Annotated in this window: 12 protein-coding genes; 8 read left to right on the top strand and 4 right to left on the bottom strand. The window is 63.9% G+C overall.

The genetic code is table 11. The annotated features are described in order from the left end of the window. Positions 1–51 precede the first annotated feature (51 nt). Positions 52–1,602 carry a hypothetical protein gene (locus WDX12_RS10140; RefSeq protein WP_434724780.1) on the top strand — a complete coding sequence of 517 codons (1,551 nt, stop codon included), beginning with the start codon at positions 52–54 and terminating at the stop codon, positions 1,600–1,602. Between the two features lie 428 nt (positions 1,603–2,030). Here the strand turns inward: WDX12_RS10140 and WDX12_RS10135 are convergent, their stop codons facing one another. The 4 genes from WDX12_RS10135 to WDX12_RS10120 all read right to left on the bottom strand — a co-directional run bounded on the left by WDX12_RS10135 (position 2,031) and on the right by WDX12_RS10120 (position 6,260). Then, positions 2,031–3,212, bottom strand: coding sequence for a glycosyltransferase family 87 protein (locus WDX12_RS10135; protein WP_434724779.1), 1,182 nt, complete (start codon positions 3,210–3,212; stop codon positions 2,031–2,033). Positions 3,213–3,318: 106 nt separating this feature from the next. Further along, positions 3,319–3,936: an alpha-ketoglutarate-dependent dioxygenase AlkB family protein gene (locus WDX12_RS10130; RefSeq protein WP_320293989.1), complete on the bottom strand. Its 618-nt coding sequence runs from the start codon at positions 3,934–3,936 to the stop codon at positions 3,319–3,321. Between the two features lie 90 nt (positions 3,937–4,026). Further along, entirely contained in the window at positions 4,027–4,464 is a 438-nt protein-coding gene (gene arfB / locus WDX12_RS10125) for an alternative ribosome rescue aminoacyl-tRNA hydrolase ArfB (RefSeq protein ID WP_320294448.1), read from the bottom strand. A gap of 185 nt (positions 4,465–4,649) precedes the next feature. Next, the gene (locus WDX12_RS10120; RefSeq protein ID WP_434724778.1) at positions 4,650–6,260 is read right to left on the bottom strand and encodes a phosphoenolpyruvate carboxykinase; all 1,611 of its coding nucleotides are present in this window, start codon (positions 6,258–6,260) and stop codon (positions 4,650–4,652) included. 340 nt (positions 6,261–6,600) lie between these two features. On the opposite strand from WDX12_RS10120, the gene WDX12_RS10115 reads away from it, so the two are divergent. From WDX12_RS10115 to WDX12_RS10085, 7 genes are all read left to right on the top strand, one after another. Continuing rightward, positions 6,601–7,302 carry a response regulator transcription factor gene (locus tag WDX12_RS10115; RefSeq protein ID WP_006201274.1) on the top strand — a complete coding sequence of 234 codons (702 nt, stop codon included), beginning with the start codon at positions 6,601–6,603 and terminating at the stop codon, positions 7,300–7,302. A 133-nt stretch (positions 7,303–7,435) separates the two neighbouring features. After that, positions 7,436–9,220: a stimulus-sensing domain-containing protein gene (locus WDX12_RS10110; protein ID WP_434724777.1), complete on the top strand. Its 1,785-nt coding sequence runs from the start codon at positions 7,436–7,438 to the stop codon at positions 9,218–9,220. Between the two features lie 20 nt (positions 9,221–9,240). After that, entirely contained in the window at positions 9,241–9,702 is a 462-nt protein-coding gene (locus WDX12_RS10105) for an HPr kinase/phosphorylase (protein WP_320294447.1), read from the top strand. A 165-nt stretch (positions 9,703–9,867) separates the two neighbouring features. Further along, positions 9,868–10,269, top strand: a complete 402-nt coding sequence (locus WDX12_RS10100; RefSeq protein ID WP_320293986.1) for a PTS sugar transporter subunit IIA — start codon at positions 9,868–9,870, stop codon at positions 10,267–10,269. After that, entirely contained in the window at positions 10,266–10,562 is a 297-nt protein-coding gene (locus WDX12_RS10095) for an HPr family phosphocarrier protein (protein WP_320293985.1), read from the top strand. The genes WDX12_RS10100 and WDX12_RS10095 overlap by 4 nt, the downstream gene beginning before the upstream one ends. Before the next feature lie 579 nt (positions 10,563–11,141). Continuing rightward, complete coding sequence (gene ahcY, locus WDX12_RS10090) at positions 11,142–12,542, top strand: adenosylhomocysteinase (RefSeq protein WP_320293984.1); 1,401 nt, start codon at positions 11,142–11,144, stop codon at positions 12,540–12,542. 190 nt (positions 12,543–12,732) lie between these two features. Beyond that, positions 12,733–15,312, top strand: a complete 2,580-nt coding sequence (locus WDX12_RS10085; RefSeq protein ID WP_434724776.1) for an ATP-binding protein — start codon at positions 12,733–12,735, stop codon at positions 15,310–15,312. The last annotated feature ends 8 nt before the right edge of the window (positions 15,313–15,320 follow it).

Raw genomic sequence — 15,320 nt, 5'->3', positions numbered from 1 at the left:
AAGCGGTCCCATGAGCTCCAGCAGTTCCCCCTGCCCCAAAGGAAGGAGCCGATGACCGCCTTTCTGGACAGCTCATCTGCGGACGCGCCAATCGGCGAAGCGCGCAAGACGCGGACATGGACGGTGGTTCTTTGCTTGCTGGTGCTGGCAGCCGCCGTTCCCTGGCAGATGCGATGGGGCGTCATACCCGACACGAGCTGGGTGATCACCTTGTGCGAGAAGATGCTTGCCGGGTCACGGCTCTATGTCGACATTTTCGAAGTCAATCCGCCTTTCACGCCTTGGATGTTCATGCCGGCCGTGGCGCTCGCGCACAAGATCGGTATCTCGCCGGAAATCGCGGTTCATGTCTACAGCTATGCGATCTGCCTGGCAGGATTGGGCCTTGCCGCATGGATCGCCAGGCAGGCCGGTCTTGCCGAGAACCGCGCTCTGTTTGCGATGTTGCCCCTGTTTCTGGCGCTGCTGGTCATCTTCCCCGGCAATGCCTTCAGCGAGCGGGAGCATCTTGGGATCGCGCTGTATTTGCCGTTGCTCATGCTGACGGCCTGGCGCGCGGCGCCAATTGACGGTCGAACACCCAGCCTGCCGGTGGCCCTCCTTGCCGGATTGAGCGGCAGCATCCTGGTTCTGGTGAAGCCCTATTATGCACTGGTCGTGCTCGTTCCGGCTCTCTACGCAGCGTGGAGCCGCCGGTCGATCCGGACGCTTTTCGCCGTCGAGTACTGGGTGATCGGCCTGGTGTGCGTCGCGTATGTCGTCGCCGTGCAGTATTTCCATCCGGAATTCCTGAGCGTCATCTACCCGGTGCTGGCCGACACCTATATGCGGATGCAGAAAATGTATGCGTTGCTGACGACCTATGTGCCGATCTATGTGGTCGCGCTCGTGGCGCTGCGCTTCGTTCGGCCGGGATTGCCTTTGTCGCCTCTGGTCAGCGTATTCACGCTTGCTTCGCTGGCTGCGACCGTGCCGCTGATCTACCAGGCAAAAGGCTGGGCCTATCACGCATTTCCGGCCTTCAGCCTGATTCTGGCGGCGCTCCTGTTGAGGATGGCGCAAGCGGCCCCGGCAACCTACAAGTCGCCGGGGACGGCAATGGAACTGGGGTGCAAGACGCTGCTGGCTGCCATCATTGCCGCCGCCGCCATCCCGTTCATGCAAACACAGAAGCTCAATGCCGAGTTTGTCGCCAAGATCGAGGCGGCGACCGATCGGCCGACTGTCGCGCTTGTCGGCGCCGACATCTCGGGGGGCCATCCACTTACCCGCATGCTCGGCGGGACGTGGATTTCACGCGATTGCAGCGATTGGCTGGGTTATTCGGCGCGTTATCTTTCGGGCCTCGCAACCCTGGAGGGCGACAGGGAGACGGCATCGCACTACCGGCAGATCGTCGATCGCTACGTCGAGAGCAAGCTCGCCGAACTCGAAACCAAACAGCCCGCCGTGATCATCATCGAGAAAAAAGACAGGGGCTGGATTGCGGAGCTTGTCCGGCGGCAGGACTACGTTAACTTCCTGCGCGGCTACCAGCAGATTGCCGAGAATGACGACCTTCAGGTGCTGCTGCGCAATCCAGGAACTGGCCAGGCCGAGTGATCCGTTGCCGCCCTTTTTGGGTAGGTCGCGAGGAAAAGTATGAGCGGTCAGTCTCGGCAACTTCGCCGAAGCGACGCGGGCGCGGCGACCTCATCCTTCGCAAGGGCGCCAACCACCTGGTCGAAGAGGTAGCGCTGCGGAAGGTTTAAAGCGCGTCGCGCTGAGACGGATTCAGGCGACGCGTCTAAAGTGCGTCGCGTGAAAACGGATTCACACAACGCGCTTTAGGTGTTTGTTTGATGCACGTCGTCATCGCAAAACCGAGGTCACTTTTGCGCGCACGCGACCTGCTCTAAGTTTTTGATGTTAAGCATGTCTTTGTCCCGAAACCGGGTTCACTTACGGGAGACATGCTTTAATTCCCGCGGCGGACGGAAGGCTGCGGCGAAGTCGCCGAGCCCGTCGCTGCGCACGTATCCTGGAATGCTTTAGGCCAGGGACGGTTCTCCCGAGAGTTCAGCCTTGCGGCCTGTCGTCCATATCGAATGCAGCATCCACGCGGCAACAAACAGCGGGATCAGGACGGCGACGCAATATCCGCCCCAGGTGAAAAAATGCACGACGAAAGGCCCGAGCCAGCAAATCGCCAGGATCAGTCGAGGCGGCCTCGAAACCATCGCGGCGAGCATCGCGACCGCTACGGCCACACCGATCGTGTCGTAGGTGTAGCCATAGGGCGTGGCAAGGATCGCAAGGACAGCGGTAAGCACCACGCGTTCCTGATGCGAGACCAGGCGCCGCGGCCACCAGAGCCAGATCGCCGCGGCGATGGAAGCGATGGTCGCGACAGCCTGGATGCCATAGGCGGGGGCCAGCCCGAGGCCGACAGCCCTTGCCGTGAAGAACACCGTTATGGCGTTGTACTGATAGGGTTGCGGATATGGCGCCTGCATGATCGCCGTCATCAAGGGACGGGTTTCGGTCAGGAACAGACGCCAGACATCAAAGCCGAAGAACAGGCCGGTGGCGACGGCGATCACGACCGCGGTCCCGATGGCCGCGAAAATGGCGCGCCAGTTGCCGCTGGCGAGCAGGCAGAAGGGCACAAGGATGCCGAGATGCGGCTTGATCGTCAGCAGGCCGAACAGGATCCCGGCCAGCAGCGGACGCCTGGGCGCCACGGCGAGGCCGCCGATCAACAGCGCGGTGGTCAGCGCGCCGTTCTGGCCGAATACCGAGTTCCAGATCACCGCGGGGCTCAAGACAATCGCCAGTTCGAGGGCCGCTCCGAGCTTCAGCGGCCGGATCGCCAGCCACAGACAGAACACGGTCCCAACCGTCCAGACCAGATAGGCAGGCAAGATCGGCAAGGTGGCAAGCGGAACGCCGAGCAACAGGATGTTCGGCGGATAGCTCCATTCCTGATTGGGAAGATCGGGCGAGAGCATGGCGCGCAGCGCCGCGCGGTAGGCGTCCACATCGAAGAGGGTAGCAACATGGCCGTCGATGGCCATGCGCGAACCAGCCCAGAGATTGGTGAAGTCCCAATAGGGAAGCCTGTGCGAAAGTTCGGAAAATCCTTTGCTGTTCAGGGTCCACAAACTGCTCAGGTAAACCTCGGTCATCCAAAGCGCGACGATCGACACCACCGTGACGATGGCTACGTCCAAGAGGCTTCTGGTCCTGATCCAGTCCGGCTGCATGGCGACCTCGATTTCGCAACCGACCTTTTAGTCGCGGTGTCCTTAAGATCGCGTTGCCTCGGCGCCAAGCAGCTCAGGCCGGGACCGTCACCCGGCGCAGCGTCAGGTTGATGCGGCCGCCATTCTTCAGAAGCGCCGACGTCGCGGGATAGATGCGGTCGACGCCGTGGAAGGCGAGGCGTCCTTCATCGCCGAGCACGACGACGTCGCCACTCTTCAGCCTGAACGACTTCGTGCCGTCTTCGCGCCTGTCCTGGCCGACCCGGAACAGGCAGTCGTCGCCCAGCGAGACCGACACCACGGGCGCGGCGAAATCCTGCTCGTCGCGATCCTGATGCAGGCCCATTCTGGCGTCCGCCGAATAGAAGTTGACCAGGCATGCCTCGGGCGGATGCGGATAGGCCGAGACCTCGCGCCACAGTTGCAGCAAGGCTTCCGGGATCGGCGGCCAGGGCTCGCCCGTCACCGGATGCGTGGGCTGGTAGCGATAGCCGCGCTCCTTGTCGGTCACCCAGCCAAGCGCGCCGCAATTGGTCATGCGCACGCTCATCTCCTTGCCGGTGCGCGGCATGGCCGGCACGTAGAGGGGCGCCGCCTGCACGACGCGCCTGATCTCCTCGACCAGCATTTCCTGGGCCGGGCGGGTAATGTAGCCCGGCATATGGCGAACGCCTTTGGGCAGAACGAGCATGGATCGATCCGATCAATTGGCCAGAGAGCATGCCACCGAAGAAACAGCTCCGCGACCCGAAAACGGCCGCTCGCTTCCCGTATGCCGGCCTCAGTCGCTGTCGACCCGGCCGCGCAGCTTCTTCACCGTCGATCGGCCCGCCTTGCTCTTGAGGCGGCGCTCCACGGCGCCCTTGGACGGCCTGGTCTTCTTGCGCGGCGGCGGTGGCGGCTCGGCCGCCTTGGCGATCAACGCCGTCAGCCGCGTCCGCGCGTCGGCCCGGTTCTGCTCCTGGGTGCGGAAGCGGCCGGCCTCGATGACGATGACGCCGTCCTTGGTGGCGCGCTGGCCGGCAAGCCTGATGGCACGCGCGCGCACCCGCTCGGACAGGCCGGAAGCGTTCGCCGCGTCAAAGCGCAGCTGCACGGCGGTGGCTACCTTGTTGACGTTCTGGCCGCCCGGGCCGGACGAGCGGATGAAGTCCTCATGCAGGTCGCCCGCACGGATGACCGCTTCGCCGGAGATGATGATGTCGTCGTCGCTCGCCATGCCTGCACTCATGACGCGGCTGCGGCAAAAAGAAAAGGCCCGGCGCCAGAGCGGTTCACCGCCTCACGGAAACGGTGACCTCTCTGGCTTTCTCTGTTGACGCAATTCCGGACGGAAAACCGTTTCACACTTTTCCTGGAATTGCGCTGGCCGGGCCCTGGAGGAACGATGCCTGAGACGGCGACCTATTCCGCTGCTTCCTGCAGGCGCGGCGCGGCGCCCAGGATGGTGGCGTCGACGTGGCGTTCGAACTTCTCGAAATTGGTCGCGAACATGTTGACCAGCTTCGCGGCCTGGCGGTCGTAACCGGCCTTGTCCGCCCAGGTCGAGCGCGGGTCGAGAATGGCGCTCTCGACACCCGGGACCGCCACCGGCACCTCGAAGCCGAAATTGGCGTCGGTGCGGAACTCGGCCGAGTTCAGCGAGCCGTCGAGCGCGGCGCCCAGCAAGGCGCGCGTCACCTTGATGGGCATGCGGCGGCCGGTGCCATAGGCGCCGCCGGTCCAGCCGGTGTTGACCAGCCAGCAGTCGACGCCATGGCTGGCGATCAGCTCGCGCAGCAGATTGCCGTATTCGGACGGGTGGCGCGGCATGAACGGGGCGCCGAAGCAGGTCGAGAAGGTCGCCTCCGGCTCGGTGACGCCCTTTTCCGTGCCGGCAACCTTCGCGGTATAGCCCGACAGGAAGTGGTACATCGCCTGCGCCGGCGTCAGCCTGGCGATCGGCGGCATGACGCCAAAGGCGTCGGCGGTCAGCATGATGATGTTCTTCGGATGACCGGCGCGGCCGGTCTTCGAGGCGTTGGGGATAAAGTCCAGCGGATAGGCGCAGCGCGTGTTTTCGGTCAGGCTGCCATCGTTGAAATCCGGAACGCGACCGGCGTCGAGCACCACGTTCTCCAACACCGTGCCAAAGCGCTGCGTGGTGGCGAAGATCTCCGGTTCGGCCTCGGCCGACAGCCTGATCGTCTTGGCGTAGCAGCCGCCCTCAAAATTGAAGATGCCGTGCGGACCCCAGCCATGCTCGTCGTCGCCGATCAGCGTGCGCGACGGATCCGCGGAAAGCGTCGTCTTGCCGGTGCCGGAGAGGCCGAAGAAGACGGCCGTGTCGCCGTCCGGACCTTCATTGGCGGAGCAATGCATCGGCATGACGCCCTTTGCCGGCAGCAGATAGTTCAGCATGGTGAACACCGACTTCTTCATCTCGCCGGCATAGGAGGTGCCGCCGATCAGCACGATCTTGCGGGTGAGGTCGACCGCGATCACCGTTTCCGTGCGGGTGCCGTGACGTGCCGGATCGGCGCGGAAGGAGGGCAGATCGATGATGGTCATGCGCGGCGCGAAGCGCTCGAGCTCCGCGGCGTCGGGGCGGATCAGGAGGTTGCGGATGAACAGCGAATGCCAGGCGAATTCGGTGATGACCCGGGTCGGCAGGTTCAGATCGGCGTCGGCACCGCCGACGAGGTCCTGGACATAGAGGTCCTTGTCCGCCGCATGGGCGCGGAAGTCGGAAAGCAGCGCCTCGAACTGGGTGGGCAAGATCGCCTTGTTGTTGTCCCACCATACATGCGGCTCGGTCGCTTCGTCGCGCACGACGAATTTGTCCTTCGGCGAACGGCCGGTGTGCTGGCCGGTCTCGGCGACCAGCGCGCCCTGCGCGGTCAGCCTCGCCTCGCCACGCCGGATCGCTTCCTCATAGAGTTCGGCCGCGCCGAAATTGTAGCGGACCATGCCCGTGGTGTTCAGGCCGATCGCGTCAATGGCGCAGTCGGGGTTGCGTTTGCCGGCTTCCGACATCAAATTTCCTCTCTGGATTGGCCGCATCTGACGGGTGATTTCCCGGAGCCCGCGCTGGGGCCGCCAGGTTCAGAACCAGAAAAGGCGAATGATATCAAATCATTAATCGATTTAAAAAATTTGAAAGTTGTTTAAATCGTTTATATGTGCAAAAAACCGCAGAGGTTGCCCAAAGGATTGGCAGGCTTGGTTCGTCCAATCCCAATATGGGTGCGATGGCGTGTGACGGCAGGCCGAGCGTGACTTCGGACAAGGCCCGTGCCACATTTTGTACCCAATTTGTCCTGCAAAAGCCCCTTCTCGACGACAGAAGGGACAGCTCATGAGGGAGCCACTTGAAATGGCAACAATCGCGCTTGTCGACGACGACCGCAACATTCTGACCTCGGTGTCGATCGCGCTCGAGTCCGAGGGCTATCGGGTCGAAACCTACACCGACGGCGCGTCGGCGCTGGAAGGCCTGGCGGCGCGGCCGCCGAATCTCGCCATCCTCGACATCAAGATGCCGCGCATGGACGGCATGGAGCTGTTGCGCCGCATGCGCCAGAAGTCGGATCTGCCGGTCATCTTCCTGACCTCGAAGGACGACGAGATCGACGAATTGTTCGGCCTCAAGATGGGCGCCGACGACTTCATCCGCAAACCCTTCTCGCAACGCCTTCTGGTCGAACGCGTGCGCGCGGTGCTGCGCCGCACCAGCGCCCGCGAGGCGGCGGCCAAGGCGCCGAGCCAGCAGGCCCGCTCGCTCGAACGCGGCCAGCTGGTGATGGACCAGGAACGCCACACCTGCACCTGGAAGGGCGAGCCGGTGACGCTGACAGTGACCGAGTTCCTCATCCTGCATTCGCTGGCGCAGCGCCCCGGCGTGGTAAAAAGCCGTGATGCGCTGATGGATTCAGCCTATGATGAACAGGTCTATGTCGACGACCGCACCATCGACAGCCACATCAAACGGCTGCGCAAGAAGTTCAAGGCTGTCGACGACGACTTCGAGATGATCGAAACCCTTTACGGAGTCGGGTACCGGTTCCGGGAAGCATGAGATAGGCAGTAGGCAGTAGTGAATAGTCAGTAGTCAGTTTTGAATGATGCGAGCGGCCAGTCATAGCCGCAGTCAGCCAACCTTTCCCTACTGCCTACTCACTACTCACTAACTAAGCAGGGCCTGCTATTCGATGGCAGTGGAAGTAGAGCGAGGCAGACGGGCGGGCGCGGCAAGGCGCCCGTCGCGGATCGTGCCCGCCTTCGTGTCGAAGTTCACGGTGCCGATGCGCCGGTTTCTCGGCCATCACATCTTCTCCAGCCTGACGCGGCGCATCCTGTTCCTCAACCTGGCCGGCCTTGCCGTGCTGGTGACAGGCATCCTTTATCTCAACACCTTCCGCGACGGGCTGATCGACGCGCGCGTCGAGAGCCTGATGACGCAGGGCGAGATCATCGCCGGCGCGATCGCGGCCTCGGCGACAGTCGAGACCGATTCGATCAGCATCGACCCGGAAAAGCTGCTGGAGCTGCAGGCCGGCGAGAGCCTTGGGCCGGGTTCCGACCAGCTCGACAACCTCGATTTCCCGATCAATCCGGAGCGCGTCGCGCCGGTGCTGAGGCGTCTGATCTCGCCGACGCGCACCCGCGCCCGCATCTATGACCGCGACGCCAACCTGCTGCTCGATTCGCGCCATCTCTATTCGCGCGGCCAGATCCTGCGCTACGACCTGCCGCCGGTCGAGGACGAACAGCCGGACCTCCTGGAACGGGTCGAGAAATTCGTCTTCGACTTCTTCCGCAACAAGGACCTGCCCGTCTACCACGAGCAGCCCGGTGGCAATGGCGCGGCCTTCCCGGAAGTGGTCAAGGCGCTGACCGGTAGCCCCTCGACCATCGTGCGGGTGAGCGAGCAAGGCGAGCAGATCGTCTCCGTCGCGGTGCCGATCCAGCGTTTCCGCGCCGTGCTCGGTGTGTTGATGCTGTCCACCGAAGGCGGCGACATCGACAAGATCGTGGCGGCCGAGCGCAAGGCGATCCTGCGCGTGTTCGGCGTGGCGGCTCTGGTCACCGCGATCCTGTCGATGCTTCTGGCATCCACCATCGCCAATCCGCTGCGCCGGCTTTCCGCGGCCGCCGTCAGGGTGCGGCGCGGCGTCAAGAGCCGCGAGGAAATCCCCGATTTCTCCGACCGCCAGGACGAGATCGGCAATTTGTCCATTGCCGTGCGCGACATGACGAATGCGCTGTACGCGAGAATCGAGGCGATCGAGAGTTTCGCCGCCGACGTGTCGCATGAATTGAAGAACCCGCTGACGTCGCTGCGCAGCGCCGTCGAGACATTACCTTTGGCGAAAAACGATGCTTCTCGCGCGCGTCTGATGGAAATCATCCAGCACGATGTGAGGCGGCTCGACCGGCTGATAACCGACATCTCCGACGCCTCCCGCCTCGACGCCGAGTTGGCGCGCGAGGATGCCGGCACCGTGGATTTGAAGAAGTTCATCACCGACCTCGTCGCCGTGTCACGCGAGACGACGCGCAACAAGAAGGCAGTCGAGATCGAGTTCAAGGTGGCAAAGCTGCCGGCCGGCGCAAAAGGCTTCTTCGTCGTCGGCCATGACCTCAGGATCGGCCAGGTCATCACCAACCTGATCGAGAACGCACGCTCCTTCGTGCCCGACGAGCACGGCCACATCGCCATTTCGCTGGCGCGCGCGGGCAAGTTCAACATCATCACCGTCGACGACAACGGCCCGGGTATCCGGGCCGAGAACATCGACCGCATCTTCGAGCGCTTCTACACCGACCGGCCGGCCGGCGAGGCGTTCGGCCAGAACTCCGGGCTCGGGCTGTCGATCAGCCGCCAGATCGTCGAGGCGCATGGCGGCACGCTGACGGCCGAGAACATCCCCGGCACCAAGCCCGGCGAGATCAAGGGCGCGCGTTTCGTGGTGACGCTGCCGGCCGAAGGCTGAGCCCAGGCGCCGACCCGATGATGTCCGACCCCGCCGCGAAGCCTGAAAACATCCATGGAACCGCAATCCTGATCGGCGATCGCGGCATCCTTATCACCGGGCCGTCCGGCGCCGGCAAAACGACGCTGGCGCTGACCCTCCTGGACCATTGCCGCACGCGCGGGCTGTTCTCGCGGCTGATCGGCGACGACAGAGTGCTTGCCGTGGCCCATGCCGGCCGGCTTGTCTGCCGCGTGCCGACGACGATAGCGGGCCTCGCCGAAGTGCCAGGTTTCATGCCGCGCCGGCTGCCGTTCGAACCGGGCGGCGTAATCGACCTCAATGTGCGGCTGGTGCCGAAGACGGAGATGTCCCGTTTCCAGGAGGAAACCAGCGAGCCGGTGGCAGGCTGCCCGGTGCCGCGTATCGACCTTGCCGAACGCAACGCAGCCACCGCCTTGCCGGCGATAATGGCGCGGTTGTCGATCCAGCCTTTTTCATGATCGGGCCGGGGTTTTTTTGTTGCGATGCGTCAAAATGGCCCGGGCTGCCGCAATTTTGGGCTTGTCAACCGGCCGCGCGTCGACAAGATAGCGCTCCCGCCGCCTGGAATGGCCGGCGAACATAAGATACGCCTGTGAAGCGGCGATGACGGGAGCCACCAGAGAATGATCGGACTCGTGCTCGTGACGCACGGTCAACTCGCCACCGAGTTCCGGCATGCAGTCGAGCATGTCGTCGGGCCGCAAGACAATTTCGAAACCGTGGCGATCGGCGCCGATGACGACATGGAGCGGCGCCGGGCCGACATTGTCGACGCCGTGGCGCGCGTCGACACAGGCACCGGCGTCATCGTGCTCACCGACATGTTCGGCGGCACGCCCTCCAACCTCGCCATCTCGGTGATGGAATCCGGCCGCACCGAGGTCATCGCCGGCATGAACCTGCCGATGCTGATCAAGCTCTCCTCGATCCGCAAGGGCGACAACATGGCCGCCGCGCTCGACGAAGCGCAGGCGGCGGGCCGCAAATACATCAACGTCGCCAGCCAGCTCCTGAGCAGCAAATGAACGTATCGGCGTCGCAGACGGACGAGGTGGTGCGGGAGTTCCCGATCATCAATCAGCGCGGTCTGCACGCGCGCGCTTCGGCCAAGTTCGTCCAGGTCGCCAGCGGCTTCGACGCCACCATCCACGTCGAGAAGGACGGCGTGAAGGTCGGCGGCACCTCGATCATGGGCCTGATGATGCTGGCGGCGAGCCCGGGCTATTCGATCCGCGTCATCGCCAGCGGCCCCGAAGCCGTGCCGGCGATGGACGCGCTGGAGCGGCTTGTTGCCTCGCGCTTCGGCGAGGAAATCTAGTTTCTCAGCACAGGGATTTTGACCGGCCGGCTCTTTTTGCTTTGGCAGGTGGCATGCGTTGGAGATTGGTCGAAACGTCCATCGCGATCGTCATTCTAAAGCGCGTCGCGCTGAAAAGGATTCAGTCGACGCGCTTTAGGTCCTTTGTTTGATGCATGTCGTTGCCGCAAAACCGAGGTCACTTTTGCGCGACATGCGTTAGGGCGGAGCAGGAGCGAAGCTCCGTCGCAGCGACCCTGGAATCCATGCCGTTACCTTCGCCAAAGAGTGTAGCGGAGCAAAATTCTGCAACCCTGGCGGCGCTTCGAAAGCACGACATGGATTCTAGGGTCTGCGCGCGTCGCTTCGCTCCTTGCTCCGCCATAGAATGACGAGGGTTGGGGCGGCTTCAGCCAATCCCCAGCGTTTGCGCCGATTTCAGGGAATATCATGCCCTCCCAAGACATGCGCGCATAAAGATTTCTTTATATCCCATTGTCGTGTCACGGCCGATCTGCTAGTCAGGCCGGCAATCGCGCCCTCCCATGCGCCTCCCGGCGTTGGCGCGCCTTTGAGAAAAAATCACACCGGAGCACTGCCATGACGGGTAGCAAGGACTATGTGGTCGCCGACATCTCGCTTGCCGGCTGGGGCCGCAAGGAGATCGAGATCGCCGAAACCGAAATGCCGGGCCTGATGGCCTGCCGCGAGGAGTTCGGCGCCAAGAAGCCGCTGAAGGGCGCGCGCATCACCGGCTCGCTGCACATGACAATCCAGACGGCGGTGCTGATCGAGACGCTGAAGGCGCTGGGCGCCGACATCCGCTGGGCCTCGTGCAATATCTTCTCGACGCAGGACCACGCGGCCGCCGCGATCGCCGAGGCCGGCATCCCGGTCTTCGCCATCAAGGGCGAGTCGCTCGAGGACTACTGGAACTACACCGATCGCATCTTCCAGTGGACCGACGGCGGCACCTCCAACATGATCCTGGACGACGGCGGCGACGCCACCATGTACATCCTGCTCGGCGCCCGCGCCGAGGCCGGCGAGGACGTGCTGTCCAATCCCGGCAGCGAGGAGGAAGAGATCCTGTTCGCCCAGATCAAGAAGCGCCTGAAGGCCTCACCCGGCTTCTTCACCAAGCAGCGCGAAGCGATCCGCGGCGTCACCGAGGAGACCACCACCGGCGTCAACCGCCTCTACCAGCTGCAGAAGAAGGGCCTGCTGCCCTTCCCGGCGATCAACGTCAACGATTCCGTCACCAAGTCGAAATTCGACAACAAGTATGGCTGCAAGGAATCGCTGGTCGACGGCATCCGCCGCGGCACCGACACGATGATGGCCGGCAAGGTCGCGGTGGTGTGCGGCTATGGCGACGTGGGCAAGGGCTCGTCGGCTTCGCTGCGCGGCGCCGGCGCCCGCGTCAAGGTCACCGAGGTCGACCCGATCTGCGCGCTGCAGGCGGCGATGGACGGCTTTGAGGTGGTGACGCTGGAAGACGCGGCCCCCACCGCCGACATCGTCATCACCACCACCGGCAACAAGGACGTCGTCACCCTCGACCATATGCGGTCGATGAAGGACATGGTGATCGTCGGCAATATCGGCCACTTCGACAACGAGATTCAGGTGGCGTCGCTGCGCAACCTGAAATGGACCAACGTCAAGCCGCAGGTCGACCTGATCACCTTCCCGGACGGCAAGCGGATGATCCTTCTGTCCGAGGGACGCCTGCTCAACCTCGGCAACGCCACCGGACATCCGAGCTTCGTCATGTCGGCCTCGTTCACCAACCAGGTGCTGGCGCAGATCGAGCTTTTCAGCAAGCACGGCCAGTATGAGAACCAGGTCTATGTGCTGCCCAAGCACCTCGACGAGAAGGTGGCGCGGCTGCATCTCGACAAGCTCGGCGCCAAGCTCACCGAGCTGTCGGGCGAACAGGCCGCCTATATCGGCGTGACGCCGCAGGGACCGTACAAGCCGGAACACTACCGCTATTAACCAAAGCGAAATTATCTACCAGATATTGAAGCCGGGCGGTTGACTTTCCGCCCGGCTTTATTTTTTGCGCCAATGATTCTTCACGCCGATTCCGGCAGGCGTTATTGTTGTGATTCGCGGTCCGGGGACATGTTGGGCCGGGGACGCATTCAGGGCGGTCTTGCATTCAAGCGGCGAAGAGGACCAAGACATGCCGGGGGATTACCCGCTACGCGCGGGAAAGGCCGTTTCCGGCGGCCATGAGGATTCGAACGAGGCCGGCCCCGCCGTGAGCGGCGGCGGTTTTCGTGGCGGCTTGCGGCTGGCCTCGCTGCTAGCCACCTCGGCGCTCGCCAGCCCGCTGCTCGCGTTTGCCGCGCACGCCGAGACAAGCCTTCCAGGAAAAGCCACGGCGCCGGTCAGCACCGTCGAGGTCATGCAGCTCGCCATGTTCGTCGGTGTCATGGGCGCGGCACTTGTCTCGGCCATCTTCCTGATCCGCGAGCGCGCGCGCACCGCCGCGCAAAATGTCCAGCTCAGGGGCCGCATCGCGGACGTCAACGCGGCGCTGCAGCGTTCCGAGGCGCTGCTCAACCTGCGCGACCAGCGGCTGATCGTCTGGGCAATGGACAACAAGAAACCCGAACTCATCGGCAACCTGCCGCTGGAAAGCGGCGCGCCCGACGACAGGTCGGCCTTCCTCGCCTTCGGCCGCTGGCTGATGCCACGCTCGGCGGCGGCTTTGGAACACGCGGTTGCGGCGCTGCGCGAACAGTCGAAGGCCTTCGACCTGGTCATCGAAACGCAGGCCGGCGTGCCGCTGGAAGTGCATGGCCGCAAGAGCGCGGCGCATGTCTTGGTGCGTTTCGTCTCGTTGTCGGAGACACTGCGCAACCAGGCCAGGCTGAAGATCGAGAACCAGCGGCTTAGCGCCGACCACGACACGCTGGTCGGCCTGCTCGACGCGTTGAAAATGCCGGCATGGTTGCGCGGCGCGGACGGGCGATTGCAATGGGTCAACCGCGCCTATGCCGAGGCGGTGGAAGCCGAAAGCCCGGCCGCCGCCCTGCGCGACGCCAAGGAATTCCTCGGCGGCCAGGCGCGCGAGCAGATCGCCGAGCAGCACAAGACGCGCGCAGTCTTCGAGCAGACGCTTTCCACCGTGATCGAGGGCGACCGCCGCATGTTCGCGGTCACCGACTTTGCCGGCGCCGACGGCTCGGCGGGTCTTGCCTGCGACACCAGCGCGGCCGAGACGATCCGCGCCGAATATGAGCGGACCGTCCGCAGCCATGCCGACACGCTCGACCAGTTGAACACCGCGGTGGCGATCTTCGACACCGAGGAAAAGCTGCGCTTCTTCAACCAGGCCTTCCAGAAGCTGTGGGGTCTCGACCCGGGCTTCCTGCTCAGCGCTCCCTCCAACACGCTGCTGCTCGACCGGCTGCGCTCAGAAGGCAGGATTGCCGAGCAGCCGGAATGGCGGCGCTGGAAGGAAAACCTGCTCAGCGCCTACCGCGCCGTCGAATCGCAGGAGCATTGGTGGCACCTGCCGGACGGCAAGACGATCCGCGTCGTGGCGAACCCGCAGCCGAAGGGCGGCGTCACCTGGGTGTTCGAGAACCTGACCGAGAAGATGGACCTCGAAAGCCGCTACCAGACCGCCGTGCGGGTGCAGGGCGAGACGCTGGACAACCTCGCCGAAGGCGTGGTCGTGTTCGGTCCCGACGGCCGGCTGCGCCTTTCCAATCCGGCCTTCGTCGCGCTGTGGGGCCTGACGGTGGAAGCGGTCAAGCCGAACGTCCATGTCTCGGCGATCCGCGACCTGTGCAACCAGCGCGCCGCGAACAGCCCGTGGGGCGGCTTCGTCGCCGCGATCACCGGCTTCGACGACGAGCGCCGCGACCGCCGCGGCCAGATCGAACTCGTCGACGGCACGGTGCTGAGCTACGCGGTGATCCACCTGCCCAACGGCCAGGTGATGATCACCTTCGTCGACGTCACCGACACCGTCAATGTCGAGCGGGCGCTGAAGGACAGGAACGAGGCGCTGGAGAAATCCGACCAGCTGAAGAACGAATTCGTGCAGCATGTGTCCTATGAGCTGCGCTCGCCGCTGACCAACATCATCGGCTTCACCGAGCTTCTGTCGCTGCCCGCGACAGGGCCGCTGACACCGAAGCAGCGCGAATATGTCGAGCATGTCGGCTCGTCGTCGTCGGTGCTGCTCACCATCGTCAACGATATCCTCGACCTGGCCACCGTCGATGCCGGCATCATGCAGCTCGACATCTCCGAAATGAACATCGACCGGACCATCGCCGCGGCCGCCGAGCTGGTCGCCGACAGGCTGGACGAGCACCGGATCAAGCTCGATATCGATGCGGCGGAGGCGCCGGCGAGCTTCCATGGCGATGAGATCCGTATCCGCCAGATCCTCTACAACCTGCTTAGCAACGCGGCGAACTACGCGCCGGAGGCAAGCACGATCACGCTTACCTGCCGCCGGTTGGCCGACAGCGTCGAGTTCTCGGTGCATGACGACGGCCCCGGCATGCCGCCGGACGTGCTGGAATCGGTCTTCCGCCGCTTCGAGCCGCGCGCCAATGGCGGACGGCGGCGCGGCGCCGGGCTGGGCCTCTCGATCGTCAAGAGCTTCGTCGAATTGCATGGCGGAACCGTGCGCATCGAGACCGGCGAGGACAGGGGCACCACGGTGATCTGTACCTTCCCGGACAAGCCTTCCGGAATCCCGGATACGCCGGCGGGCATCCGCGACGCGGCCGAGTAGCGCGGCCC

This window comes from Mesorhizobium sp. RIZ17, from assembly GCF_051127865.1.
GTDB classification, from domain to species: Bacteria; Pseudomonadota; Alphaproteobacteria; order Rhizobiales; family Rhizobiaceae; genus Mesorhizobium; species Mesorhizobium humile.
The sequence above is the reverse complement of the archived record's forward strand: the minus strand, read 5'-3'. Positions and strand labels throughout refer to the sequence as shown.

Coding starts and splice junctions, on each gene's coding strand:
- WDX12_RS10085 (WP_434724776.1), top strand. CDS start 12,733: ATGCCGGGGGATTACCCGCTACGCGCGGGAAAGGCCGTTTCCGGCGGC.
- WDX12_RS10095 (WP_320293985.1), top strand. CDS start 10,266: ATGAACGTATCGGCGTCGCAGACGGACGAGGTGGTGCGGGAGTTCCCG.
- WDX12_RS10100 (WP_320293986.1), top strand. CDS start 9,868: ATGATCGGACTCGTGCTCGTGACGCACGGTCAACTCGCCACCGAGTTC.
- WDX12_RS10115 (WP_006201274.1), top strand. CDS start 6,601: ATGGCAACAATCGCGCTTGTCGACGACGACCGCAACATTCTGACCTCG.
- WDX12_RS10130 (WP_320293989.1), bottom strand. CDS start 3,936: ATGCTCGTTCTGCCCAAAGGCGTTCGCCATATGCCGGGCTACATTACC.
- WDX12_RS10105 (WP_320294447.1), top strand. CDS start 9,241: ATGTCCGACCCCGCCGCGAAGCCTGAAAACATCCATGGAACCGCAATC.
- ahcY (WP_320293984.1), top strand. CDS start 11,142: ATGACGGGTAGCAAGGACTATGTGGTCGCCGACATCTCGCTTGCCGGC.
- WDX12_RS10140 (WP_434724780.1), top strand. CDS start 52: ATGACCGCCTTTCTGGACAGCTCATCTGCGGACGCGCCAATCGGCGAA.
- arfB (WP_320294448.1), bottom strand. CDS start 4,464: ATGGCGAGCGACGACGACATCATCATCTCCGGCGAAGCGGTCATCCGT.
- WDX12_RS10120 (WP_434724778.1), bottom strand. CDS start 6,260: ATGTCGGAAGCCGGCAAACGCAACCCCGACTGCGCCATTGACGCGATC.
- WDX12_RS10110 (WP_434724777.1), top strand. CDS start 7,436: ATGGCAGTGGAAGTAGAGCGAGGCAGACGGGCGGGCGCGGCAAGGCGC.